Source organism: Kitasatospora sp. NPDC018058 (assembly GCF_044327205.1).
GTDB lineage: Bacteria > Actinomycetota > Actinomycetes > Streptomycetales > Streptomycetaceae > Kitasatospora.
Window position 1 is genome coordinate 164,346 of record NZ_JBIRFA010000011.1, and the last position, 20,520, is coordinate 184,865.

Genomic DNA, 20,520 nt, shown 5'->3' on the forward strand with positions numbered 1-20,520 from the left:
GTGGCCGGAATTACTGCGCGACCTGGGTGATCTCGAACGGCACCGGCTGCTGGGCAGCGTGGGGGTGCTGGTCGCCCGAGTAGACCTTCAGCTTCGAGAGCATCTGACGGCCCAGGCTGTTCTTGGGGATCATGCCCTTGATGGCCTTCTCGACGGCCTTCTCCGGGTTCTTGTCCAGGAGGTCGTCGTAGCGCACCGAGCGCAGACCGCCCGGGAAGCCCGAGTGGCGGTAGGCCAGCTTCTGGGTCTTCTTGTTACCGGACAGGTGCACCTTGTCGGCGTTGATGATGATGACGAAGTCACCAGTGTCAACGTGCGGCGCGTAGATCGCCTTGTGCTTGCCCCGGAGGAGGTTGGCGGCCTGGGAAGCCAGGCGGCCGAGCACGACGTCGGTCGCGTCGATGACGTGCCACTGACGCTGGACGTCGCCGGGCTTGGGGCTGTACGTACGCACGGTCGTAGCCTTCGCTTTTCAGTGAGTGAGTCCTGACAGGAGCACCCGGACGGAAGAGCAGCCTGGCCAACCTTGGACGCAATTCAAGGTGGACCGCTGGTCGTCGACCTGATGTCTCCGGCGTACCGACCTCTCACGTGAGATAGAGCGAGCCAATACGCACATCAAGCGTCCAGGTTACCGGGCGGGCGGGGAGGGGTCAAAAATCGCCTCATCCACCGGCCGAAGGCCCCTCCCCCAACCGCTCAGCGTTCGCGCTCCACCCGGGTGACGTCCCACACCGGTTCGGGTGACTCGTACACCCGCCCGTCCGCGCCGAACACCAGGAAGCGGTCGAAGGTCTTGGCGAACCAACGGTCGTGGGTGACGCACAGCACCGTGCCGTCGAAGGCCTCCAGCCCGGCCTGCAGCGCCTCGGCGCTCTCCAGGTCCAGGTTGTCGGTCGGCTCGTCGAGCAACAGGGCCGTCACGCCGGAGAGTTCGAGCTTGAGGATCATCAGTCGGGCCTGCTGACCACCGGACAGCGACTCGAACTTCTGCTCCTCCTGGCGGTCCAGCTCGTACCGGCGCAGCGCGCCCATCGCGGCGCCGCGGCTGAGCGCGTGCTCCTCCTCGATGATCGAGCGGACAGTCCGGCCGAACAGCTCCGGATGGGCGTGGGTCTGCCGGAAATGGCCGGGCACCACCCGGGCGCCGAGCTTCCAGTCACCCGTGTGCGCCACGGTCCCGTCACCGGCCAGCAGCCGCAGGAAGTGCGACTTGCCGGAGCCGTTGGAGCCGAGCACCGCGACCCGCTCGCCGTAGAAGACCTCCAGGTCGAAGGGCTTCATCAGACCGGTGAGCTCCAGCCGCTCCATGGTGAAGGCGCGCACGCCGGTGCGCCCGCCCTTGAGCCGCATGGTGATGCTCTGCTCGCGCGGCGGCGCCTCCGGCGGGCCGGCGTCCTCGAACTTCTTCAGCCTGGTCTGGGCGGCGGCGTAGCGGGAGGCCATCTCGTGGCTGACGGCGGCGGCCTGACGCAGGGTGACGACCAGCTTCTTGAGCTTGGCGTGCTCCTCGTCCCAGCGGCGGCGCAGCTCCTCGAAGCGCTCGAAGCGGGCCTTGCGGGCCTCGTGGAAGGTGTCGAAGCCGCCGCCGTGCACCCAGACACTGCTGCCGGCCGCGCCGGACTCGACGCTGATGATCTTGTCGGCGGTACGGGAGAGCAGTTCGCGGTCGTGCGAGATGAACAGGACGGTCTTCGAGGTGGCCTTGATGGCCTCCTCCAGCCAGCGCTTGGCCGGTACGTCCAGGTAGTTGTCGGGCTCGTCGAGCAGCAGCACCTCGTCCGGGCCGCGCAACAGCGCCTCCAGCACCAGCCGCTTCTGCTCACCGCCGGAGAGGGTGTTCAGGCCGCGCCACTGGGACTTGTCGAAGGGCATGCCGAGGGCCGCCATGGTGCAGACGTCCCAGTCGGTCTCGTAGTCGTAGCCGCCGACGTCCGCCCAGTCGGAGAGCGCCTGGGCGTAGGCCATCTGCGTCTTCTCGTCGTCCTGGGCGATCATCGCCAGCTCCGCGGTGTCCACCGCGCGGGCGGCCTTGGCGATCCGCTCGGGGGCGACCGACACCAGCAGGTCGCGCACCGAGGCGTCGGCCGGCAGCGCGCCCGGGGCGGACCGCTCGTCCTCGCGGCCGGTGGTGCCGACGAACTGGCGCATCACGCCGAGCCCGCCGCTGATCGTCACGGTGCCGCCGTGCGGCTGGACGTCCCCCGCGATCATGCGCAGCAGCGTCGTCTTGCCGGCGCCGTTGGCCCCGACCAGGGCGACCGCGGCGCCCTCGCCGACCCGGAAGGACGCGTCGTCGAACAGCACCCGCCCGTCCGGCAGGTAGTACTCCAGGTGCGAAATCTCGACGTGTCCCATGGGAGCGATTGTCCCAAGCGGACGCCCCCGGCCAAAACGGATTACCCGGCGGCGGACTGCCCGGGCAGGGTCCGCATCCGCCTGGCCTGGCGGTTGCGCTCGGCGAGCTGGTCGTCCGGCGGGTAGCCGACCTCCTCAAGGGTGAGCCCGTACGGCCGGATCACGTTGACGGCCGAGTTGCGCACTCCGCCGGCCAGCACCTCGCCGGGGAACTCCACCGGCCGGTGCCCGTCGCCGACCAGCAGCATCGCGCCGACCAGCGCCCGGACCATGTTGTGGCAGAAGGCGTCGGCCCGGACGGTGGCGACCGCCAGCGAGCCCTCCTGGGCGGCGTAGGTGTCCACCGGGACGCGGTCCCAGTGCAGCTCCAGCAGGGTGCGGATGGTGGTGGCGCCCTCGCGCTTCTTGCAGTACGCGGCGAAGTCGTGCTCGCCGAGCAGCAGCTTCGCGGCCGCGTTCATCTTCTCCAGGTCCAGCGGCCGGTCGTGCCAGAGCACGTGCCCGCGCAGCAGCGGGTCCACCCCGCCGGGGTGGTCGGCGACCCGGTACGCGTACCGGCGCCAGATCGCCGAGAAGCGCGCGTCGAACCCGGCCGGCGCCTCGCCGACCCGGTAGATCCGGACGTCCCCGGGCAGCCGCCCGGCGAGCCGGCGCAGCAGCTTCTCCCGGTGCGCCTCCCACAGCTCGGCCGGCAGGTCGACGTGGGCGACCTGGCCGCGGGCGTGCACCCCGGCATCGGTGCGGCCGGCCACGGTGAGCGGGAAGAGCTCCTGACTGCGGGTGACGATCTGCAGCGCGCTCTCGATCTCCTCCTGCACCGTCCGGCGGCCGCCCTTCTGGCGGGCCCAGCCGGAGAACTCGGCGCCGTGGTAGGCGAGGTCGAGCCGCACCCGGACGTACCCGTCGGCCGGGCCGTCCTTCACCGGCGGCTGCTCGGCGCAATCAGTGACCACTGCTTCTCTTCTCCCAGGGACCTCGAAGACAAGGAACGGGCCCGCTCCCCCATCGCTGGGAAAGCGGGCCCGCGGCACACCTAGAGGTGTCAGGCCTGCTCGGCGGCCTCGGCCTCGTCGGCCTTGGTCTCGACGGCGGCGGCCTCATCGGCCTCCTTGACGGCGCGCTTGGTGGCGGCCTCGGCCTCGCCGACGGCGGTCTGCGCGACGGTCAGCGCCTCGACCAGCTCGATCACGGCCATCGGGGCGTTGTCGCCACGACGGGGACCGATCTTGGTGATGCGGGTGTAGCCACCCGGGCGGTTCTCGTAGCGCGGCGCGATCTCGGTGAAGAGGGTGTGCAGCACGGCGATGTCGGTGATCGTCTTGCGCACCAGGCGACGGTTGTGGATGTCGCCCTTCTTCGCCTTGGTGATCAGCTTCTCCGCCAGCGGGCGCATCCGACGGGCCTTGGCCTCGGTCGTGGTGATGCGGCCGTACTGGAACAGCTCCCGGCACAGACCGGCGAGCAGCAGCGGCTCGTGGTGCGGGCCGCCGCCGAGGCGGGCACCCTTGGTGGGACGCGGCATGGAATTACTCCTCGAATCTCCGACTGCGGCCGTACCAGGTACCGCAGCGGGCGTACGGGCACTGTGCCCGTACGGCTTTCATGACGACGGGGGCGGCTCCGTGGAACCGCCCCCGCGGCCAAATCTCTTAGTACTGCTCGGTCTCGGCGAAGTGCGAGTCGTCGAGGTCGTCGGCGCCGAAGGCGTCGGCGGCAGCGGTCGGGTCGAACCCGGGCGGGCTGTCCTTGAGGGCCAGGCCCATGCCGGCCAGCTTCGCCTTGACCTCGTCGATCGACTTCGCGCCGAAGTTGCGGATGTCGAGCAGGTCGGCCTCGGAGCGGGCGACGAGCTCACCCACGGTGTGGATGCCCTCGCGCTTGAGGCAGTTGTAGGAGCGGACGGTGAGCTCCAGCTCCTCGATCGGCAGCGCCAGGTCGGCGGCCAGGGCGGCGTCCGTCGGGGACGGGCCCATGTCGATGCCCTCGGCGTCGATGTTCAGCTCGCGGGCGAGGCCGAACAGCTCCACCAGGGTCTTGCCGGCCGAGGCCATGGCGTCGCGCGGACGCATGGCGGGCTTGGTCTCGACGTCGACGATCAGCTTGTCGAAGTCGGTCCGCTGCTCGACACGGGTGGCCTCGACCTTGTAGGTGACCTTCAGCACCGGGCTGTAGATCGAGTCGACCGGGATGCGGCCGATCTCCTGGCCGGAGGCCTTGTTCTGGACGGCGGAGACGTAGCCGCGACCGCGCTCGACGGTCAGCTCCATCTCCAGCTTGCCCTTGCCGTTCAGCGTGGCGAGGACCAGCTCGGGGTTGTGCACCTCGACACCCGCCGGCGGGGCGATGTCAGCGGCGGTGACGACACCCGGGCCCTGCTTGCGCAGGTACATCACGACCGGCTCGTCGTGCTCCGAGGAGACGACCAGCTGCTTGATGTTGAGGATGAGGTCTGTCACGTCCTCCTTGACGCCCGGCACGGTGGTGAACTCGTGCAGGACGCCGTCGATGCGGATGCTGGTGACAGCGGCACCCGGGATCGACGACAGGAGCGTGCGGCGCAGGGAGTTGCCGAGGGTGTAGCCGAAGCCCGGCTCCAGCGGCTCGATCACGAACCGCGAGCGGAACTCGTCGACGACCTCTTCGGTCAGCGAGGGACGCTGAGCGATAAGCATGGGGTTTCGATCCTCCAGTCTTCGGCGCCCACTATTTGACGCCGAACGAATGGCCATGAGGCGGTGGCCTCATGCCAAGCGTACGGGCTCCTGCACGCTGTGTTGAATCAACTGTGCAGGAGCCCGTACGAGGTTTACAGCAGAACCCAGTGTGCCCGGGTCGCCCCCGAAGGGACGATCGGGTCAGACGCGGCGGCGCTTCGGCGGACGGCAGCCGTTGTGCGGGGTGGGGGTGACGTCCTGGATCGAGCCGACCTCCAGGCCGGTGGCCTGGAGCGAACGGATCGCGGTCTCGCGGCCGGAGCCCGGACCCTTCACGAAGACGTCAACCTTGCGCATGCCGTGCTCCTGCGCGCGACGGGCAGCGGCCTCGGCGGCCATCTGCGCGGCGAACGGGGTGGACTTGCGCGAGCCCTTGAAGCCGACGTGGCCGGCGGAGGCCCAGGAGATCACGTTGCCCGCGGGGTCGGTGATCGAAACGATGGTGTTGTTGAACGTGCTCTTGATGTGCGCGTGGCCGTGAGCGACGTTCTTCTTTTCCTTGCGGCGGATCTTCTTCGCGCCGGCAGCCTGACGACCCTTGGGGGGCATAAGTCTGTTCTCCTACTGAGGTGGTCGGTCCGCTGACCCGCGGGCCGGAGGGATGTCCGGTTACGGGACGGACTACTTCTTGCCCGGCTTCTTCTTACCGGCGATCGCGCGACGCGGGCCCTTGCGGGTACGCGCGTTGGTGTGGGTGCGCTGGCCGCGGACCGGCAGGCCACGGCGGTGACGCAGACCCTCGTAGCAGCCGATCTCGACCTTGCGGCGGATGTCGGCGGCCACCTCGCGGCGGAGGTCACCCTCGACCGTGAAGTTGGCGTCGATGTACTGGCTCAGCTTGACCAGGTCGTCCTCGGTGATGTCGCGAACGCGGACATCCGGGTTGACACCGGTCTCGGCGAGGGTCTGCTGGGCGCGGGTACGGCCGATGCCGTACACGTAGGTGAGGGCGATCTCGATCCGCTTCTCACGGGGGAGATCAACGCCGGCGAGGCGTGCCATTCAAGGCTCCTGTGGTTCTTCAGAGGTCTTGCGTGCTACCTACTCCGACACCTCACGGTGAGGGAGCCCCGGCCTCTGACCGGGGGCGGCAGTCCGTCCGTTCCGGGACAGATCGGGTAGCCCGCTTATGACGTTTTCGCGTCGCGCGAAGTACTACGAGAAATGCTGGGGAGAGATCAGCCCTGGCGCTGCTTGTGGCGCAGGTTGTCGCAGATCACCATGACCCGGCCGTGACGGCGGATCACCTTGCACTTGTCGCAGATCTTCTTGACGCTCGGCTTGACCTTCATGTTCAGGTTCTCCGGGTCTAGATCTGACGTTCTTACTTGTAGCGGTAGACGATCCGGCCGCGCGTGAGGTCGTAGGGGCTGAGCTCCACGACGACCCGGTCGTCCGGCAGGATGCGGATGTAGTGCATGCGCATCTTGCCACTGATGTGCGCGAGGACCTTGTGACCGTTCTGCAGCTCGACCTTGAACATCGCGTTCGGAAGAGACTCGATCACGGTGCCCTCGATCTCAATGGCGCCTTGCTTCTTAGCCATGAACTGCGAGATCCACCTTCCGGGACCGGCTACCGTATGCGGAACGCTCGTGCGAACCTGGGTTCACCCCACCCCCGAAGGGAAGAGGGCGTGCTGAAGCACGCTACGAGTGAGCCGACGGTCCATCCTACGCCAGCGCGTCCGATGGGCCAAAACCGGGACCCGGAAGGCGGTACACGTCACACCCGTACGTCAGACACCGGTGGAGGCGGCCAGCGGCTCCACGTGGGCGGTACAGGCCGAGCAGCGGCGGGCGGCCACGGGGATCTCGGTCAGGCACTCGGGGCAGGGGCGCTTCGGGGCCTTCGGCTTCTTCGGCAGGTAGCGCTCGGTGGCCTTGGTGATCGGCAGCACCACGCAGAAGTACAGCACCGCGGCGGTCATGACGAACGCGATCAGCACGTTCAGGAACTGGCCGTACGGGAACGTGACCCCGGCGACGGTCGCCTTGTACGAGCTGAAGTCGCCGGCCGCGCCGACCACCACACCGACCAGTGGGGTGAGGAAGGCGGACACGAAGCCGGTCACCACGGCGGTGAACGCGGCCCCAATGACCACACCGACCGCCATGTCGACGACGTTGCCGCGCATCATGAAGTCGCGGAATCCCTTGAGCACTTGCTCTCTCCTGCATCGATCGAAGGCCGGCCGAGCCGCATTCTGCCACTGCCGGCCATTAAAAAATAGGACAAAAGCCCCGGAGGTCCAAACCTCCAGGGCTCTGATCCCTCGTCAGGAGCGGCGGTCGGACGCCGCGGCGACTACGCCAGCGGGTCCGGAGCCGCGGTGATGCCCAGCTTGGCGAGTTCGGCCTTGCCGCCGTCGAAGGCGGTCAGCACCAGCGGGCCCTGCTCGGTGACGGCCACCGAGTGCTCCCAGTGCGAGGCCCAGGTGCCGTCGTTCGTGACGACCGTCCACTCGTCGTCCAGCACGGCGGTGTGCGGGGTGCCCAGCGAGACCATCGGCTCGATCGCCAGCACGGTGCCGGGGATCAGCTTCGGGCCCTTGCCGCGGCCGCGCTCGACGTAGTTCAGCACGTGCGGCTCCATGTGCATCGCGGTGCCGATGCCGTGGCCACCGTAGCCCTCGGTGATGCCCCACTTGCCCTTGGGCGGCAGCGGCTGGCGGCGGATGTAGCCCTCGATCGCCTTGGAGACGTCGACCAGGCGGTTGTTCTTCTTCATCTGGGCGATACCGGCCCACATCGAGCCCTCGGTCACCCGGCTCAGCATCTCGACCTCGGGGCGGACCTCGCCGACCGCGACGGTGATCGCCGAGTCGCCGTGCCAGCCGTCCAGGATGGCACCGCAGTCGATCGAGATGATGTCGCCCTCCTGCAGCACCCGCTCGCCCGGGATGCCGTGGACGACCTCGTTGTTCACCGAGGCGCAGATCACGCCGGGGAACCACAGGCCGCCGTGGTGGGCGCGGAAGTTCGAGGTGGCGCCGTGGTCGGTGATGACCTTGTCGGCGATGTCGTTGAGCTCCTGGGTGGTCACCCCAGGAGCGACCGCCTCGCGGCAGGCCTTGAGCGCCTCGGCGACGACCAGCCCGGCCGCTCGCATCTTCGCGATCTGCTCGGGGGTCTTGATCTCCACCATCAGGTCACGCCTTCCAAGTCCGGATTACCACTGCCTACCACCGTACGACGCCGAAACGGCCGGGCCGCCCGCTCCACGGGCGCCCCGGCCGTACACGCGTACTCCGCTGAGGGGACTCAGCCGTTCTGCTTCAGCGCCTCGATCGCGCGCTGGGTGACCTCGTCCACCTTGCCGAGGGCCGGGATGGTCACCAGGAGGTCCTGCTCCTTGTAGTAGCCGATGATCGGCTCGGTCTTGGAGTGGTACTCCTCCAGCCGGACCCGCACGGCCTCCTCGGTGTCGTCCGAGCGCTGGTAGAGGTCGCCGCCGCACTCGTCGCAGACGCCCTCGACCTTCGGCGGGTTGTAGACCACGTGGAAGACGTGGGTGTCGTGCTTGCGGCACAGACGACGGCCGGCGATCCGCTTGACGACCTCGTCCTCGGGGACCTCCAGGTCCAGCACACCGTCCAGCTTGATGCCCTGCTCGGCGAGGAACTCGTCCAGCGCCTCGGCCTGGCCCAGGTTGCGCGGGAAGCCGTCCAGCAGGAAGCCGTTCGCGGCGTCCTCCTGGAGCATCCGGTCCTTGGCCATCCCGATGGTCACCTCGTCCGGGACCAGACGGCCGCTGTCGATGTACGACTTCGCCTCGAGCCCCAGCGGGGTGCCCTGGCTGATGTTCGTACGGAACAGGTTGCCGGTGGAGATGTGGGGGATGGACAGGGTCGCGGCGAGCAAGTGCGCCTGAGTACCCTTCCCGGCCCCGGGAGGACCAACGAGGACGATACGCATCAGCGGAGGAACCCTTCGTAATTGCGCTGCTGGAGCTGGCTCTCGATCTGCTTCACAGTTTCGAGTCCGACGCCGACGACGATGAGAACGCTGGTGCCGCCGAACGGGAAGTTGGTCTGCTGTCCGAAGGCGACCAGGGCGATCATCGGGATCAACGCGATCAGGCCCAGGTAGAGCGAACCCGGCCACGTGATTCGGGTCAGCACGTAGTTCAGGTACTCGGCCGTCGGCCGGCCGGCCCGGATGCCCGGGATGAAGCCACCATACTTCTTCATATTGTCGGCAACTTCTTCGGGGTTGAAGGAGATGGCGACGTAGAAGAAGGCGAAGAAAACGATCAGCAGGAAGTAGGTGGCCATGTAGATCGGGTGGTCACCCTTGACGAAGTTCTGCTTGATCCACACCGCCCAGCCGGCCTGGCTGTTGGTCAGCTGGACGACCAGAGCGGGGATGTACAGCAGCGACGAGGCGAAGATGACCGGGATGACACCGGCCTGGTTCACCTTGAGCGGGATGTAGGTCGAGGTGCCGCCGAACGCCCGGCGGCCGATCATCCGCTTCGCGTACTGGACCGGGATCCGGCGCTGGGCCTGCTCGACGAAGATGACCAGCATCACAACGATGACGCCGACCGCGATCACGGACAGGAACTCGACCCAGCCGCCGCCGATGGTGCCGGACTGCTTGATCGCCCACATCGAGGTCGGGAACTGCGCCGCGATCGAGGTGAAGATCAGCAGCGACATGCCGTTGCCGATACCGCGGTCGGTGATCAGCTCGCCCAGCCACATGATGACGGTGGTGCCGGCGGTCATCGTGATGACCATGACGGCGATCCGGAACACCGAGGTGTCCGGCACGATCTGGTTGGCCAGCGGGCAACCCGAGAACAGCGCGCCGCTGGAGGCCGTCGCCACGATGCCGGTGCCCTGGAGCACGGCGAGCGCGATGGTCAGGTAGCGGGTGTACTGGGTGATCTTCGCCTGGCCGGCCTGTCCCTCCTTCTTGAGGCTCTCCAGTCGCGGGATCACGACGGTGAGGAGCTGGAGGATGATGCTCGCCGTGATGTACGGCATGATGCCGAGGGCGAAGATCGTCAGCTGGAGGAGCGCGCCACCGCTGAACAGGTTGACGAGCCCGAAGAGGCCGTTGTTCTTGGTCTCCTTCACACACTCGTGCACGGCCGTGAAGCTCACGCCCGGGATCGGAATGTGCGAGCCCAGCCGGAACAGCACCATGATGCCCAGCGTGAACAGCAGCTTCTTGCGCAGGTCGGGCGTCTGGAACGCCCGCGCGAACGCACTGAGCACGGTGCCTCCTGCGCCTCCCGCGCGTCGTCGGCGGGAGGGTCGGTCCTGAATGGGGAGTTTGCGGTTCGGGCTCCCGTACAGACGGCACAGGCGAGCCTACGCGCAGCCTACAAGGGAACTCCACGGACTCTAACAGTGCGCAGCCACTCGGAAGAAGCGCATACGGCCCCTCCCCCACTCACGGGGTACGGGATGCCCGGTTTTGCCACACAAAAGAACGAGGGCCCCCGCGAGTCGGAACGTCGAATACGGGAATGGCCCGAAAAGGCGCGAGCCCCGCACCTCCCGGAGGAAGTGCGGGGCTCGAAGCCGGGTGTCAGCGGGCTCAGACGAGCTCGGTGACCGTACCGCCGGCGGCCTTGATCTTCTCGGCGGCCGAGCCGGAGACGGCGTCGACCGTCACCTGCAGGGCGACCGAGATCTCGCCGGTGCCGAGCACCTTGACGAGGGAGTTCTTGCGAACCGCGCCCTTGGCGATCAGGTCCTCGACGGTGACCTCGCCACCCTGCGGGTAGAGCTCGGCCAGCTTGTCGAGGTTGACAACCTGGAACGTGATCTTGAACGGGTTCTTGAAGCCCTTCAGCTTCGGCAGACGCATGTGGAGCGGCATCTGGCCACCCTCGAAGCGCTGCGGAACCTGGTAGCGGGCCTTGGTGCCCTTGGTACCACGACCGGCGGTCTTACCCTTGGAGCCCTCACCACGACCCACGCGGATCTTGTCGGTCTTGGCACCCGGGGCGGGACGCAGGTTGTGGATCTTGATCGGGTTGTCGCCCATGATCAGTCCACCTCCTCAACCGTCACCAGGTGACGGACCGTGTGGGCCATCCCGCGGATCTCGGGACGGTCCTCCTTCACCACGACGTCGTGCATGCGCTTGAGGCCAAGCGAACGCAGGGTGTCACGGTGGTTCTGCTTGCTACCGATGTACGACTTGGTCTGCGTGATCTTCAGGCGAGCCATCAGGCGCTCACCCCTGCAGCACGCGCCCGCAGCAGAGCGGCGGGGGCCACGTCCTCCAGCGGCAGGCCACGACGGGCGGCGATCTCCTCGGGGCGCACGAGGCCCTTCAGAGCAGCCACGGTGGCGTGCACGATGTTGATCGCGTTGTCCGAGCCGAGCGACTTCGACAGGATGTCGTGAATGCCGGCGCACTCCAGGACGGCGCGCACCGGACCACCGGCGATAACACCGGTACCGGGGGCGGCGGGCTTCAGCAGCACGACGCCGGCGGCCTTCTCACCCTGGATCGGGTGCGGGATGGTGCCCTGGATACGGGGGACCTTGAAGAAGTTCTTCTTGGCCTCCTCAACACCCTTGGCGATGGCGGCCGGAACCTCCTTCGCCTTCCCGTAACCGACACCCACGGTGCCGTCACCGTCGCCCACCACGACCAGCGCGGTGAAGCTGAAACGACGACCACCCTTGACAACCTTGGCGACACGGTTGATCGCGACGACGCGCTCGACGTAAGCGGTCTTCTCGACGGCGGGGGCGTTACCCCGGTCGTCACGCTTACGGTCGCGCCGCTCGCCACCGCCGGTGCCACCGCCGGCGCCGCTACCGCGGCGCTGGGGTCCAGCCATTGGAATTACCTCTCTCGTTTACGTCCGCCGACAGAGTCGACGAGCGGCTTAGAAGTCGAGCCCGGCCTCGCGAGCCGCGTCCGCCAGGGCGGCGATGCGGCCGGCGTACCGGTTGCCCGCGCGGTCGAAGACGACCGACTCGATGCCGGCGGCCTTGGCGCGCTCGGCGACCAGGCTCCCGACCTTCTTGGCCAGCTCGGTCTTGTCGCCCTCGGCGCCCTTGATGGACACGTCGAGGGTGGACGCCGACGCCAGGGTGTGACCCTTGGCGTCGTCGATGACCTGGGCGACCATGTGACGGTTCGAGCGCGTCACGACGAGGCGCGGACGCACCTCGGTGCCGACGACGCGCTTGCGAACGCGGATCGCGCGGCGCTTGCGAGCGGCGCTCTTGTAGGCGTTGCCCTTGCCGATCTTGACAGAGACGCTCATCGCTTACTTACCACTCTTTCCGACCTTGCGGCGGATGACCTCGCCCGCGTACTTGACGCCCTTGGCCTTGTACGGGTCGGGCTTGCGCAGCTTGCGGATCTTCGCGGCGACCTCGCCGACCTTCTGCTTGTCGATGCCGTCCACGTGGAACTTGGTGGCCGACTCGACGACGAAGGAGATGCCCTCGGGGGCCTCGACCAGGATCGGGTGGCTGTAGCCCAGCTGGAACTCCATGTCGGAGCCCTTCGCCAGAACTCGGTAGCCGACACCGCTGATCTCCAGCGACTTGCGGTAGCCCGCGGTCACGCCGGTGATCATGTTCGCCACCAGCGTGCGGGAAAGGCCGTGCAGGGCCTTCGACAGACGCTCGTCGTTGGGGCGGGTGACGAGCAGCGTGCCGTCCTCGCCCTTACCGATCTCGATCGGCGCGGCGACGACGTGGGTGAGGGTGCCCTTCGGGCCCTTCACCGAGACCGCCTGGCCATCGATGGTGACGTCCACGCCGGCGGGAACCGGGATGGGCAGCCGTCCAATGCGCGACATTGCTGTACCTCCGTTTCCCGAATTACCAGACGTAGGCGAGAACTTCTCCGCCTACGCCCTTCTTGGCAGCCTGCTTGTCGGTGAGGAGACCGGAGGACGTGGAGATGATCGCCACGCCCAGGCCGCCGAGCACCTTCGGCAGGTTGGTGGACTTTGCGTAAACGCGCAGACCCGGCTTGCTGATGCGCTTGATGCCGGCGATGGAGCGCTCACGGTTGGGACCGAACTTGAGCTCGATGGTCAGCTTCTTGCCGACCTCGCCCTCGGTCGGCTCCTCAACCTTGTAGGAGGAGATGTACCCCTCCTGCTGCAGGATCTGGGCGACGTGCGCCTTGATCTTGCTGGCCGGCATCGCCACGGTGTCGTGGTACGCCGAGTTCGCGTTACGCAGACGCGTGAGCATGTCTGCGATGGGGTCGGTCATGGTCATGATGGCCTCAGGCCTCTCTCGCCGCGGTTTCTCCGCACCAGGTCCCCCCACCGCACTCGGAACGAGTGCGTCGGGGGCACAAGCGCAGGGGACCTACGTCGTAGTAAGACTGGGTGCGAGCCCTCCCAGAAGAGGACCACGGGCATCCATGGGGAAGCCGTGGCAGGGGGCCCGACCCCACTACCTTACGGGAATCCGTACGGCAGCCCAAAAATGGGCGGTGTGGGATCGGGCACCTCTGCTTCGCTAGCGGTGCCTAAAGCTCTGGATTACCAGGAGCTCTTGGTCACGCCCGGCAGCTCGCCGCGGTGCGCCATCTCACGGAGGCAGACACGGCAGAGGCCGAACTTGCGGTACACCGAGTGCGGACGGCCGCAGCGCTGGCACCGGGTGTAGGCCCGGACGCCGAACTTCGGCTTGCGCTCGGACTTCGCGATGAGGGACTTCTTCGCCATTGGCTCACGCCTCCTTGAACGGGAAGCCCAGAGCGCGCAGGAGCGCCCGGCCCTCGTCGTCGGTCTGAGCGGTGGTCACGACGGTGATGTCCATACCGCGCTGACGGTCGACCTTGTCCTGGTCGATCTCGTGGAACATAACCTGCTCGGTCAGACCGAAGGTGTAGTTGCCACGGCCGTCGAACTGCTTCGGGGAGAGACCACGGAAGTCACGGATTCGCGGCAGGGCCAGCGAGACCAGACGGTCCAGGAACTCCCACATGCGGTCACCGCGGAGGGTGACGTGGGTGCCGATCGGCTGGCCCTCGCGCAGCTTGAACTGCGCGATGGACTTGCGGGCCTTGGTCACGGCCGGCTTCTGACCGGTGATCGCGGTCAGGTCGCGGATCGCGCCCTCAATCAGCTTGCTGTCACGGGCGGCCTCGCCGACACCCATGTTGACGACGACCTTGACCAGGCCGGGCGTCAGCATGACGTTCTCGTACGAGAACTGCTCCTGCAGCTGACCCTTGATCTCGGAGTTGTAACGCTCCTTGAGGCGGGGGGTCACCTTCTCAACAGACGTCTCAGACATCAGATGTCCTCACCGGTTCGCTTGGCAACGCGGATCTTGTTGCCCTCGTCGTCGAAGCGGTAGCCAACGCGGGTGACGACCTTCTTGCCGTCCTTCTCCACGACCAGCTGGACGTTGGAGACGTGCACCGGGGCCTCGACGGTGACAATGCCACCCTGAGTGCCCGGGCCCGGCTTGGTGTGCTTCTTGACCCGGTTCACACCCTCGACCAGGACCTTGTTCTCAGCCGGCATGGCCTGGATGACCTTGCCCTGCTTGCCCTTGTCCTTGCCGGTGATGACCTGAACCAGGTCACCCTTCTTGATCTTCATGCTGTTCGCCATGAGTTAGAGCACCTCCGGCGCAAGCGAGATGATCTTCATGAACTTCTTGTCACGCAGCTCGCGGCCCACCGGGCCGAAGATGCGGGTACCGCGGGGGTCACCCTCGGTGTTCTTCAGAACAACCGCGGCGTTCTCGTCGAAGCGGATGTACGAGCCATCCGGACGACGACGCGACTTCACGGTACGGACGACGACGCACTTGACGACGTCACCCTTCTTCACCGAACCGCCGGGGATCGCGTCCTTGACGGTCGCGACGATGACGTCCCCGATACCGGCGTAGCGGCGACCGGAGCCACCGAGAACGCGGATGCAAAGGATTTCCTTCGCGCCCGTGTTGTCGGCGACACGCAGTCGCGACTCCTGCTGGATCACAGCTTTCTCCTGATCGTCAACGAGAGCTGACGGGCCGGCCGCTGCTCACACCAGCGCCCGCAAGGGGCCTGATGCACATACGGCCGTACCGCATCAACTTCGTTACTTGGCCTTCTCGAGGATCTCGACGACGCGCCAGCGCTTCGTCGCGGACAGCGGACGGGTCTCCGCGAGGAGCACCCGGTCGCCGATGCCGCAGGCGTTCGCCTCGTCGTGCGCCTTCAGCTTGTTCGTACGGCGGATGACCTTGCCGTACAGAGCGTGCTTGACGCGGTCCTCGACGGCGACGACGACGGTCTTGTCCATCTTGTCGCTGACGACGAGACCCTCACGGGTCTTGCGGAAGCCGCGCGTCTCGTTGGTGTTCTCAGTCATCAGGCGCTCTCCACCGTCTCGATGCCCAGCTCGCGCTCGCGCATCAGGGTGTAGATCCGCGCGATGTCCTTACGGACGAGCTTGAGCCGTCCGTGGTTGTCGAGCTGCCCGGTCGCCGCCTGGAAGCGGAGGTTGAACAGCTCCTCCTTGGCCTCACGGAGCTTGGCAACGAGACCCTCGTTGTCCAGCTCGCGGAGGTCAGCAGCCTTGGTGCCGGCCGACATCAGCTCTCACCTGCCTCGCGCCGGATGATCCGGCACTTCATCGGGAGCTTGTGAGCTGCGCGGGTCAGCGCCTCACGAGCCACCTTCTCGTTGGGGTACGACAGCTCGAACATGACCCGACCCGGGTGCACGTTCGCGATCCACCACTCGGGCGAACCCTTACCGGAACCCATGCGGGTCTCGGCCGGCTTCTTGGTGAGCGGACGGTCCGGGTAGATGTTGATCCAGACCTTGCCGCCACGCTTGATGTGACGGGTGACGGCGATACGAGCGGACTCGATCTGCCGGTTCGTCACGTAGGCCGGGGTGACGGCCTGGATGCCGTACTCGCCGAACGCGAGCTCGGTGCCACCCTTGGCAGCGCCACGGCGCTTCGGGTGGTGCTGCTTGCGGTGCTTGACCCGACGGGGGATCAGCATTGGGGTCAGGCCTCCGTTCCGGTGTTCTCGGCAGCCGGAGCCTCGGCGACCGGGGCCGCGGGGGCCTCGGCAGCGGCGGGGCGACGGCCGCGGCCACCGCGCTCGCCACCACGGCGCTCGCCACCGCGGGCGGGACGACCACCCTCGGGACGGGCCGGGCGGTTGCCCGAGCGGGCAGCGGCGTTCTCAGCGCGGACCTCGGCGATGTTCTTGACGTCGCCCTTGTAGATCCAGACCTTCACGCCGATACGGCCGAAGGTGGTCTTGGCCTCGAAGAAGCCGTAGTCGACGTTCGCGCGCAGGGTGTGCAGCGGCACACGGCCCTCGCGGTAGAACTCCGAACGGCTCATCTCGGCGCCGCCGAGACGACCGGAGCACTGGACCTTGATGCCCTTGGCGCCGGACTTCATGGTGCCCTGCATCGACTTGCGCATGGCACGACGGAAGGAGACGCGCGAGGACAGCTGCTCCGCGACGCCCTGAGCCACGAGCTGGGCGTCCAGCTCGGGGTTCTTGACCTCGAGGATGTTCAGCTGGACCTGCTTGCCGGTCAGCTTCTCGAGGTCGCCGCGGATGCGGTCGGCCTCGGTACCGCGACGCCCGATGACGATGCCGGGACGGGCGGTGTGGATGTCGACGCGGACGCGGTCGCGGGTGCGCTCGATCTCGACCTTGGAGATACCGGCGCGCTCCATGCCCTTCGTCATCATGCGACGAATGGCAACGTCTTCCTTGACGTAGTCCTTGTACAGCTTGTCGGCGTACCAGCGGGACTTGAAGTCCGTGCTGATGCCGAGGCGGAACCCGTGCGGGTTAACCTTCTGGCCCATTACCGGGTCCCTTCCTTGCTGCTGACGACCACGGTGATGTGGCTGGTCCGCTTGCGGATCCGGTAGGCACGACCCTGCGCACGCGGACGGAACCGCTTCAGGGTCGGACCCTCGTCAACGTACGCCTCGCTGATGACGAGGTCGTCCACGTTGGAGTGGTTGTAGTTGTGCGCGGCGTTGGCAATGGCGCTGTCGAGCACCTTGCCGACCGGCACGGTGGCGGCCTGCGGAGCGAAACGCAGGACGGCCTGGGCCTCCGTGGCATTCATGCCACGGATGAGGTCCACCACGCGGCGGGCCTTCATGGGCGTCACGCGGATGTACCGCGCCTGTGCCCTGGCTTCCATGGTTGTCCCCTTAATGGAGTAAGTCATTGAGTCTTTTTGGCGCGCAAGCTCAGGCTTAGCGACGCTTCGACTTCCGGTCTTCCTTCACGTGGCCACGGAAGGTGCGGGTCGGAGCGAACTCGCCGAGCTTGTGGCCGACCATCGACTCGGTGACGAACACCGGGACGTGCTTACGGCCATCGTGCACCGCGATCGTGTGGCCGAGCATGGCCGGGAAGATCACGGAGCGACGGGACCAGGTCTTGATGACGTTCTGGGTACCCGCCTCGTTCTGCGCGTCCACCTTCTTGAGAAGGTGGCCGTCGATGAAGGGGCCCTTCTTGAGACTGCGCGGCATCTGACCTGCTCCTAGCGCTTCTTGTTGGTCTTGCGGCGGCGCACGATGAGAGCGTCCGACGCCTTCTTCGGGCGACGGGTGCGACCCTCCTTCTGGCCCCACGGCGAGACCGGGTGGCGGCCACCAGAGGTCTTACCCTCACCACCACCGTGCGGGTGGTCGATCGGGTTCATGGCGACACCACGCACGGTCGGGCGGACGCCCTTCCAGCGCATGCGGCCGGCCTTGCCCCAGTTGATGTTCGACTGCTCGGCGTTGCCGACCTCGCCGACGGTGGCGCGGCAACGCGCGTCCACCAGGCGGATCTCGCCGGAGGGCATGCGCAGGTGCGCCATCTTGCCCTCACGCGCCAGCAGCTGGATGCCGGAACCGGCGGAGCGGGCCATCTTGGCACCGCCACCGGGACGCAGCTCCACCGCGTGGATGGTGGTACCGACCGGGATGTTGCGGAGCGGCAGGTTGTTGCCCGGCTTGATGTCGGCGCCAGCGCCGTTCTCAATCCGGTCACCCTGCGTGATGCCGCGCGGCGCGATGATGTAGCGCTTCTCGCCGTCCGCGTAGTGCAGGAGCGCGATGCGCGCGGTGCGGTTCGGGTCGTACTCGATGTGCGCGACCTTGGCCGGCACGCCGTCCTTGTCGTGACGACGGAAGTCGATCACGCGGTAGGCGCGCTTGTGACCGCCACCCTGGTGGCGAACGGTGATCCGACCGGCGTTGTTACGGCCGCCCTTGCTGTGCAGGGGGCGAACCAGCGACTTCTCCGGCGTGGACCGCGTGATCTCTACGAAGTCGGCCACGCTGGAGCCACGACGGCCCGGCGTAGTCGGCTTGTACTTGCGGATGCCCATTTGGCTCTCTCGTCCTCGTCCTTATCGACGATCACGATCTCCGTTAGGAGACCGGACCACCGAAGATGTCGATGCGGTTGCCCTCGGCCAGCGTCACGATGGCGCGCTTGGTGTCCTTGCGCTTGCCAAAGCCCGTCTTGGAGCGCTTGCGCTTGCCCTGACGGTTGATCGTGTTGACAGCCTCGACCTTGACCGAGAAGACCGCCTCGACGGCCTGCTTGATCTGGGTCTTGTTGGCGCCCGGCGACACGATGAACGTGTACTTGTTCTCGTCGAGAAGGCTGTAGCTCTTCTCGGAGATGACCGGCTTCACCAGGACGTCACGGGGGTCCGTGAACGTCTTGCTCGTAACGTCGCTCATCAGGCGGCGCTCCCTTCGAGCTCGCCCTCAGCGGCAACGGCCTTGGCGGACGCGGCCGGACCGGCCACGAAACGCTCGAAGGCGGCCTGGGTGAAGACCACATCGTCGGAGACGAGCACGTCGTAGGTGTTCAGCTGACCGGCGTCCAGGATGTGCACGTGCGGCAGGTTGCGGGCGCTCTTCAGACCCAGCTCGTCGGCACGCTCGACGACGAGGAGGATGTTCTTGCGCTCGGTGATCTTGCCGAACAGGCCCTTGGCGGCCTTGGTCGACGGCGCCTCGGTCGCGGTCACGTCGGTGACGACGTGGATGCGGTTGTGGCGGGCCCGGTCGGTGAGCGCACCGCGCAGGGCGGCGGCGATCATCTTCTTCGGGGTCCGCTGCGAGTAGTCGCGCGGCACGGGACCGTGCACGACGCCACCGCCGGCGAACTGCGGCGCACGGGTCGAGCCCTGACGGGCGCGGCCGGTGCCCTTCTGGCGGTACGGCTTCTTGCCGCCACCGCGGACCTCGGCACGAGTCTTGGTCTTGTGGGTGCCCTGACGGGCCGCAGCGAGCTGCGCCACGACGACCTGGTGCATCAGCGGAACGCTGACCTTCGCGTCGAAGATCTCCGCCGGCAGCTCAAGGCTGCCGGTCTTGTCGCCCGCGGGCGACAGGATGTCAATGGTGCTCATATCCTCACAGCCCCTTCGCCGCGGTGCGGACGAGGACGAGGCCGCCGTTCGGGCCCGGGATTGCGCCCTTGATCAGGAGCAGCCCCTTCTCCGCGTCAACGGCATGGACGGTCAGGTTCTGGGTGGTCACACGCTCGTGGCCCATCCGGCCGGCCATCCTCACGCCCTTGAACACGCGACCCGGGGTGGCGCAGCCACCGATCGAGCCGGGCGAGCGGTGCTTGCGCTGCACACCGTGACCGGCGCCGAGGCCCCGGAAGTTGTGGCGCTTCATGACACCGGCGAAGCCCTTGCCCTTGGAGGTGCCGGTCACGTCGACCTTGACACCCGCCTCGAACAGCTCGGCGGTGATCTCCTGGCCCAGGGTGTACTCGGAAGCGTCCGAGGTACGGAGCTCGACCAGGTGGCGACGCGGGGTGACACCGGCCTTGGCGAAGTGGCCCGCGAGGGGCTTGTTCACCTTGCGGGGGTCGATCTCGCCGAAGCCGATCTGGACGGCGTCGTAGCCGGCCGGGCTGTCGGCGGTGTGGACCTGGGTCACGACATTGGGCCCAGCCTTGACGACGGTCACCGGAACGATCCGGTTGTTCTCGTCCCAGACCTGGGTCATGCCGAGCTTCTCGCCCAGGATGCCCTTAATCTGCTTAGCCATCTTCGGTGCGCCTCTCAGAGCTTGATCTCGATGTCGACGCCCGCCGGCAGGTCGAGACGCATCAGCGAGTCAACCGTCTTCGGCGTGGGGTCGAGGATGTCGATCAGACGCTTGTGAGTACGCATCTCGAAGTGCTCGCGCGAGTCCTTGTACTTGTGCGGCGAGCGGATGACGCAGTACACGTTCTTCTCAGTGGGCAGCGGCACCGGGCCCGCGACCTGCGCACCAGTACGGATCACCGTCTCGACGATCTTCTTCGCCGAGGAGTCGATGACCTCGTGGTCGTAGGCCTTGAGCCGGATGCGGATCTTCTGTCCCGCCATGGCTACTCAGTAGTCCTTTGTCCTTAGTTGCCGCACGACTTCCCCTCCGACCCCCGCGCTCGGGCGTGTCGCACTCGCGCTTGCAAAAAACCGGCGAAGAACTCGTCGGC

34 protein-coding genes are annotated in these 20,520 nt (G+C 67.1%); all 34 read right to left on the reverse strand.

Going from position 1 to position 20,520, the window contains the following annotated elements:
• Positions 1-10 precede the first annotated feature (10 nt).
• The 34 genes from rplM to rpsJ all read right to left on the reverse strand — a co-directional run bounded on the left by rplM (position 11) and on the right by rpsJ (position 20,410).
• Positions 11-454: a 50S ribosomal protein L13 gene (gene rplM, locus ACH4E7_RS17935; RefSeq protein ID WP_035848207.1), complete on the reverse strand. Its 444-nt coding sequence runs from the start codon at positions 452-454 to the stop codon at positions 11-13.
• A 245-nt stretch (positions 455-699) separates the two neighbouring features.
• The gene (locus ACH4E7_RS17940; protein ID WP_396250004.1) at positions 700-2,358 is read right to left on the reverse strand and encodes an ABC-F family ATP-binding cassette domain-containing protein; all 1,659 of its coding nucleotides are present in this window, start codon (positions 2,356-2,358) and stop codon (positions 700-702) included.
• A 41-nt stretch (positions 2,359-2,399) separates the two neighbouring features.
• Complete coding sequence (truA, locus tag ACH4E7_RS17945; protein ID WP_396250005.1) at positions 2,400-3,311, reverse strand: tRNA pseudouridine(38-40) synthase TruA; 912 nt, start codon at positions 3,309-3,311, stop codon at positions 2,400-2,402.
• A gap of 89 nt (positions 3,312-3,400) precedes the next feature.
• Entirely contained in the window at positions 3,401-3,880 is a 480-nt protein-coding gene (gene rplQ / locus ACH4E7_RS17950) for a 50S ribosomal protein L17 (RefSeq protein WP_350519919.1), read from the reverse strand.
• A 127-nt stretch (positions 3,881-4,007) separates the two neighbouring features.
• Entirely contained in the window at positions 4,008-5,030 is a 1,023-nt protein-coding gene (locus ACH4E7_RS17955) for a DNA-directed RNA polymerase subunit alpha (protein ID WP_049649049.1), read from the reverse strand.
• Between the two features lie 183 nt (positions 5,031-5,213).
• Positions 5,214-5,621, reverse strand: a complete 408-nt coding sequence (rpsK, locus tag ACH4E7_RS17960; RefSeq protein ID WP_030232513.1) for a 30S ribosomal protein S11 — start codon at positions 5,619-5,621, stop codon at positions 5,214-5,216.
• Between the two features lie 72 nt (positions 5,622-5,693).
• Positions 5,694-6,074 (reverse strand): 30S ribosomal protein S13, encoded by a 381-nt coding sequence (rpsM, locus tag ACH4E7_RS17965; RefSeq protein WP_380608253.1) that lies wholly within the window; start codon positions 6,072-6,074, stop codon positions 5,694-5,696.
• Between the two features lie 176 nt (positions 6,075-6,250).
• Positions 6,251-6,364, reverse strand: coding sequence for a 50S ribosomal protein L36 (gene rpmJ, locus ACH4E7_RS17970; RefSeq protein ID WP_003956441.1), 114 nt, complete (start codon positions 6,362-6,364; stop codon positions 6,251-6,253).
• A gap of 32 nt (positions 6,365-6,396) precedes the next feature.
• Positions 6,397-6,618: a translation initiation factor IF-1 gene (gene infA, locus ACH4E7_RS17975; RefSeq protein WP_003956442.1), complete on the reverse strand. Its 222-nt coding sequence runs from the start codon at positions 6,616-6,618 to the stop codon at positions 6,397-6,399.
• A gap of 192 nt (positions 6,619-6,810) precedes the next feature.
• The gene (gene mscL, locus ACH4E7_RS17980) at positions 6,811-7,236 is read right to left on the reverse strand and encodes a large conductance mechanosensitive channel protein MscL (RefSeq protein WP_396250006.1); all 426 of its coding nucleotides are present in this window, start codon (positions 7,234-7,236) and stop codon (positions 6,811-6,813) included.
• 143 nt (positions 7,237-7,379) lie between these two features.
• On the reverse strand, positions 7,380-8,219 hold the full coding sequence (map, locus tag ACH4E7_RS17985) for a type I methionyl aminopeptidase (protein WP_396250007.1): 840 nt from the start codon (positions 8,217-8,219) through the stop codon (positions 7,380-7,382).
• Between the two features lie 116 nt (positions 8,220-8,335).
• The gene (locus tag ACH4E7_RS17990) at positions 8,336-8,989 is read right to left on the reverse strand and encodes an adenylate kinase (RefSeq protein ID WP_355669656.1); all 654 of its coding nucleotides are present in this window, start codon (positions 8,987-8,989) and stop codon (positions 8,336-8,338) included.
• A complete protein-coding gene (gene secY / locus ACH4E7_RS17995; RefSeq protein WP_396250008.1) occupies positions 8,989-10,299 on the reverse strand; it encodes a preprotein translocase subunit SecY in 1,311 nt (436 codons plus the stop codon). The genes ACH4E7_RS17990 and secY overlap by 1 nt, the downstream gene beginning before the upstream one ends.
• Positions 10,300-10,624: 325 nt before the next feature.
• On the reverse strand, positions 10,625-11,077 hold the full coding sequence (rplO, locus tag ACH4E7_RS18000) for a 50S ribosomal protein L15 (protein WP_396250009.1): 453 nt from the start codon (positions 11,075-11,077) through the stop codon (positions 10,625-10,627).
• 2 nt (positions 11,078-11,079) lie between these two features.
• Positions 11,080-11,262, reverse strand: a complete 183-nt coding sequence (gene rpmD / locus ACH4E7_RS18005; RefSeq protein ID WP_030055835.1) for a 50S ribosomal protein L30 — start codon at positions 11,260-11,262, stop codon at positions 11,080-11,082.
• A complete protein-coding gene (rpsE, locus tag ACH4E7_RS18010; RefSeq protein ID WP_030055834.1) occupies positions 11,262-11,885 on the reverse strand; it encodes a 30S ribosomal protein S5 in 624 nt (207 codons plus the stop codon). Before rpsE ends, rpmD begins: the two co-directional genes overlap by 1 nt.
• A 48-nt stretch (positions 11,886-11,933) precedes the next feature.
• Positions 11,934-12,317, reverse strand: a complete 384-nt coding sequence (gene rplR, locus ACH4E7_RS18015; RefSeq protein ID WP_030280785.1) for a 50S ribosomal protein L18 — start codon at positions 12,315-12,317, stop codon at positions 11,934-11,936.
• Positions 12,318-12,320: 3 nt separating this feature from the next.
• Complete coding sequence (rplF, locus tag ACH4E7_RS18020) at positions 12,321-12,860, reverse strand: 50S ribosomal protein L6 (RefSeq protein ID WP_396250010.1); 540 nt, start codon at positions 12,858-12,860, stop codon at positions 12,321-12,323.
• A 22-nt stretch (positions 12,861-12,882) separates the two neighbouring features.
• A complete protein-coding gene (rpsH, locus tag ACH4E7_RS18025) occupies positions 12,883-13,290 on the reverse strand; it encodes a 30S ribosomal protein S8 (RefSeq protein WP_188301635.1) in 408 nt (135 codons plus the stop codon).
• Between the two features lie 269 nt (positions 13,291-13,559).
• On the reverse strand, positions 13,560-13,745 hold the full coding sequence (locus ACH4E7_RS18030) for a type Z 30S ribosomal protein S14 (protein ID WP_030055830.1): 186 nt from the start codon (positions 13,743-13,745) through the stop codon (positions 13,560-13,562).
• A 4-nt stretch (positions 13,746-13,749) separates the two neighbouring features.
• Entirely contained in the window at positions 13,750-14,319 is a 570-nt protein-coding gene (gene rplE / locus ACH4E7_RS18035; protein ID WP_030300393.1) for a 50S ribosomal protein L5, read from the reverse strand.
• Positions 14,319-14,630: a 50S ribosomal protein L24 gene (gene rplX, locus ACH4E7_RS18040; protein WP_030232484.1), complete on the reverse strand. Its 312-nt coding sequence runs from the start codon at positions 14,628-14,630 to the stop codon at positions 14,319-14,321. Before rplX ends, rplE begins: the two co-directional genes overlap by 1 nt.
• Before the next feature lie 15 nt (positions 14,631-14,645).
• Entirely contained in the window at positions 14,646-15,017 is a 372-nt protein-coding gene (gene rplN, locus ACH4E7_RS18045) for a 50S ribosomal protein L14 (RefSeq protein WP_030055827.1), read from the reverse strand.
• Between the two features lie 102 nt (positions 15,018-15,119).
• A complete protein-coding gene (gene rpsQ, locus ACH4E7_RS18050; RefSeq protein WP_030055826.1) occupies positions 15,120-15,392 on the reverse strand; it encodes a 30S ribosomal protein S17 in 273 nt (90 codons plus the stop codon).
• Entirely contained in the window at positions 15,392-15,616 is a 225-nt protein-coding gene (gene rpmC, locus ACH4E7_RS18055) for a 50S ribosomal protein L29 (RefSeq protein ID WP_049649042.1), read from the reverse strand. The genes rpsQ and rpmC overlap by 1 nt, the downstream gene beginning before the upstream one ends.
• The gene (gene rplP / locus ACH4E7_RS18060) at positions 15,616-16,035 is read right to left on the reverse strand and encodes a 50S ribosomal protein L16 (RefSeq protein ID WP_030055824.1); all 420 of its coding nucleotides are present in this window, start codon (positions 16,033-16,035) and stop codon (positions 15,616-15,618) included. Before rplP ends, rpmC begins: the two co-directional genes overlap by 1 nt.
• A gap of 5 nt (positions 16,036-16,040) precedes the next feature.
• Complete coding sequence (gene rpsC / locus ACH4E7_RS18065) at positions 16,041-16,865, reverse strand: 30S ribosomal protein S3 (RefSeq protein ID WP_030055823.1); 825 nt, start codon at positions 16,863-16,865, stop codon at positions 16,041-16,043.
• Positions 16,865-17,212 carry a 50S ribosomal protein L22 gene (gene rplV / locus ACH4E7_RS18070; protein ID WP_396250011.1) on the reverse strand — a complete coding sequence of 116 codons (348 nt, stop codon included), beginning with the start codon at positions 17,210-17,212 and terminating at the stop codon, positions 16,865-16,867. Before rplV ends, rpsC begins: the two co-directional genes overlap by 1 nt.
• A 55-nt stretch (positions 17,213-17,267) precedes the next feature.
• Positions 17,268-17,549 (reverse strand): 30S ribosomal protein S19, encoded by a 282-nt coding sequence (gene rpsS, locus ACH4E7_RS18075; protein ID WP_363380942.1) that lies wholly within the window; start codon positions 17,547-17,549, stop codon positions 17,268-17,270.
• Positions 17,550-17,560: 11 nt separating this feature from the next.
• A complete protein-coding gene (gene rplB, locus ACH4E7_RS18080) occupies positions 17,561-18,397 on the reverse strand; it encodes a 50S ribosomal protein L2 (protein ID WP_380608260.1) in 837 nt (278 codons plus the stop codon).
• Between the two features lie 43 nt (positions 18,398-18,440).
• Complete coding sequence (gene rplW / locus ACH4E7_RS18085) at positions 18,441-18,758, reverse strand: 50S ribosomal protein L23 (protein WP_030280768.1); 318 nt, start codon at positions 18,756-18,758, stop codon at positions 18,441-18,443.
• A complete protein-coding gene (gene rplD / locus ACH4E7_RS18090) occupies positions 18,758-19,435 on the reverse strand; it encodes a 50S ribosomal protein L4 (RefSeq protein ID WP_396250012.1) in 678 nt (225 codons plus the stop codon). Before rplD ends, rplW begins: the two co-directional genes overlap by 1 nt.
• A gap of 4 nt (positions 19,436-19,439) precedes the next feature.
• Positions 19,440-20,087 carry a 50S ribosomal protein L3 gene (rplC, locus tag ACH4E7_RS18095; protein WP_393025368.1) on the reverse strand — a complete coding sequence of 216 codons (648 nt, stop codon included), beginning with the start codon at positions 20,085-20,087 and terminating at the stop codon, positions 19,440-19,442.
• A 14-nt stretch (positions 20,088-20,101) separates the two neighbouring features.
• Positions 20,102-20,410 (reverse strand): 30S ribosomal protein S10, encoded by a 309-nt coding sequence (gene rpsJ, locus ACH4E7_RS18100; protein WP_012785157.1) that lies wholly within the window; start codon positions 20,408-20,410, stop codon positions 20,102-20,104.
• Positions 20,411-20,520: the final 110 nt, after the last annotated feature.

Coding starts and splice junctions, on each gene's coding strand:
- ACH4E7_RS17940 (WP_396250004.1), bottom strand. CDS start 2,358: ATGGGACACGTCGAGATTTCGCACCTGGAGTACTACCTGCCGGACGGG.
- rplQ (WP_350519919.1), bottom strand. CDS start 3,880: ATGCCGCGTCCCACCAAGGGTGCCCGCCTCGGCGGCGGCCCGCACCAC.
- ACH4E7_RS17955 (WP_049649049.1), bottom strand. CDS start 5,030: ATGCTTATCGCTCAGCGTCCCTCGCTGACCGAAGAGGTCGTCGACGAG.
- rpsK (WP_030232513.1), bottom strand. CDS start 5,621: ATGCCCCCCAAGGGTCGTCAGGCTGCCGGCGCGAAGAAGATCCGCCGC.
- rpsM (WP_380608253.1), bottom strand. CDS start 6,074: ATGGCACGCCTCGCCGGCGTTGATCTCCCCCGTGAGAAGCGGATCGAG.
- rpmJ (WP_003956441.1), bottom strand. CDS start 6,364: ATGAAGGTCAAGCCGAGCGTCAAGAAGATCTGCGACAAGTGCAAGGTG.
- infA (WP_003956442.1), bottom strand. CDS start 6,618: ATGGCTAAGAAGCAAGGCGCCATTGAGATCGAGGGCACCGTGATCGAG.
- map (WP_396250007.1), bottom strand. CDS start 8,219: ATGGTGGAGATCAAGACCCCCGAGCAGATCGCGAAGATGCGAGCGGCC.
- ACH4E7_RS17990 (WP_355669656.1), bottom strand. CDS start 8,989: ATGCGTATCGTCCTCGTTGGTCCTCCCGGGGCCGGGAAGGGTACTCAG.
- rplO (WP_396250009.1), bottom strand. CDS start 11,077: ATGGGCGACAACCCGATCAAGATCCACAACCTGCGTCCCGCCCCGGGT.
- rpmD (WP_030055835.1), bottom strand. CDS start 11,262: ATGGCTCGCCTGAAGATCACGCAGACCAAGTCGTACATCGGTAGCAAG.
- rpsE (WP_030055834.1), bottom strand. CDS start 11,885: ATGGCTGGACCCCAGCGCCGCGGTAGCGGCGCCGGCGGTGGCACCGGC.
- rplR (WP_030280785.1), bottom strand. CDS start 12,317: ATGAGCGTCTCTGTCAAGATCGGCAAGGGCAACGCCTACAAGAGCGCC.
- rplF (WP_396250010.1), bottom strand. CDS start 12,860: ATGTCGCGCATTGGACGGCTGCCCATCCCGGTTCCCGCCGGCGTGGAC.
- rpsH (WP_188301635.1), bottom strand. CDS start 13,290: ATGACCATGACCGACCCCATCGCAGACATGCTCACGCGTCTGCGTAAC.
- ACH4E7_RS18030 (WP_030055830.1), bottom strand. CDS start 13,745: ATGGCGAAGAAGTCCCTCATCGCGAAGTCCGAGCGCAAGCCGAAGTTC.
- rplE (WP_030300393.1), bottom strand. CDS start 14,319: ATGTCTGAGACGTCTGTTGAGAAGGTGACCCCCCGCCTCAAGGAGCGT.
- rplX (WP_030232484.1), bottom strand. CDS start 14,630: ATGAAGATCAAGAAGGGTGACCTGGTTCAGGTCATCACCGGCAAGGAC.
- rpsQ (WP_030055826.1), bottom strand. CDS start 15,392: ATGACTGAGAACACCAACGAGACGCGCGGCTTCCGCAAGACCCGTGAG.
- rpmC (WP_049649042.1), bottom strand. CDS start 15,616: ATGTCGGCCGGCACCAAGGCTGCTGACCTCCGCGAGCTGGACAACGAG.
- rplP (WP_030055824.1), bottom strand. CDS start 16,035: ATGCTGATCCCCCGTCGGGTCAAGCACCGCAAGCAGCACCACCCGAAG.
- rpsC (WP_030055823.1), bottom strand. CDS start 16,865: ATGGGCCAGAAGGTTAACCCGCACGGGTTCCGCCTCGGCATCAGCACG.
- rplV (WP_396250011.1), bottom strand. CDS start 17,212: ATGGAAGCCAGGGCACAGGCGCGGTACATCCGCGTGACGCCCATGAAG.
- rpsS (WP_363380942.1), bottom strand. CDS start 17,549: ATGCCGCGCAGTCTCAAGAAGGGCCCCTTCATCGACGGCCACCTTCTC.
- rplB (WP_380608260.1), bottom strand. CDS start 18,397: ATGGGCATCCGCAAGTACAAGCCGACTACGCCGGGCCGTCGTGGCTCC.
- rplW (WP_030280768.1), bottom strand. CDS start 18,758: ATGAGCGACGTTACGAGCAAGACGTTCACGGACCCCCGTGACGTCCTG.
- rplD (WP_396250012.1), bottom strand. CDS start 19,435: ATGAGCACCATTGACATCCTGTCGCCCGCGGGCGACAAGACCGGCAGC.
- rplC (WP_393025368.1), bottom strand. CDS start 20,087: ATGGCTAAGCAGATTAAGGGCATCCTGGGCGAGAAGCTCGGCATGACC.
- rpsJ (WP_012785157.1), bottom strand. CDS start 20,410: ATGGCGGGACAGAAGATCCGCATCCGGCTCAAGGCCTACGACCACGAG.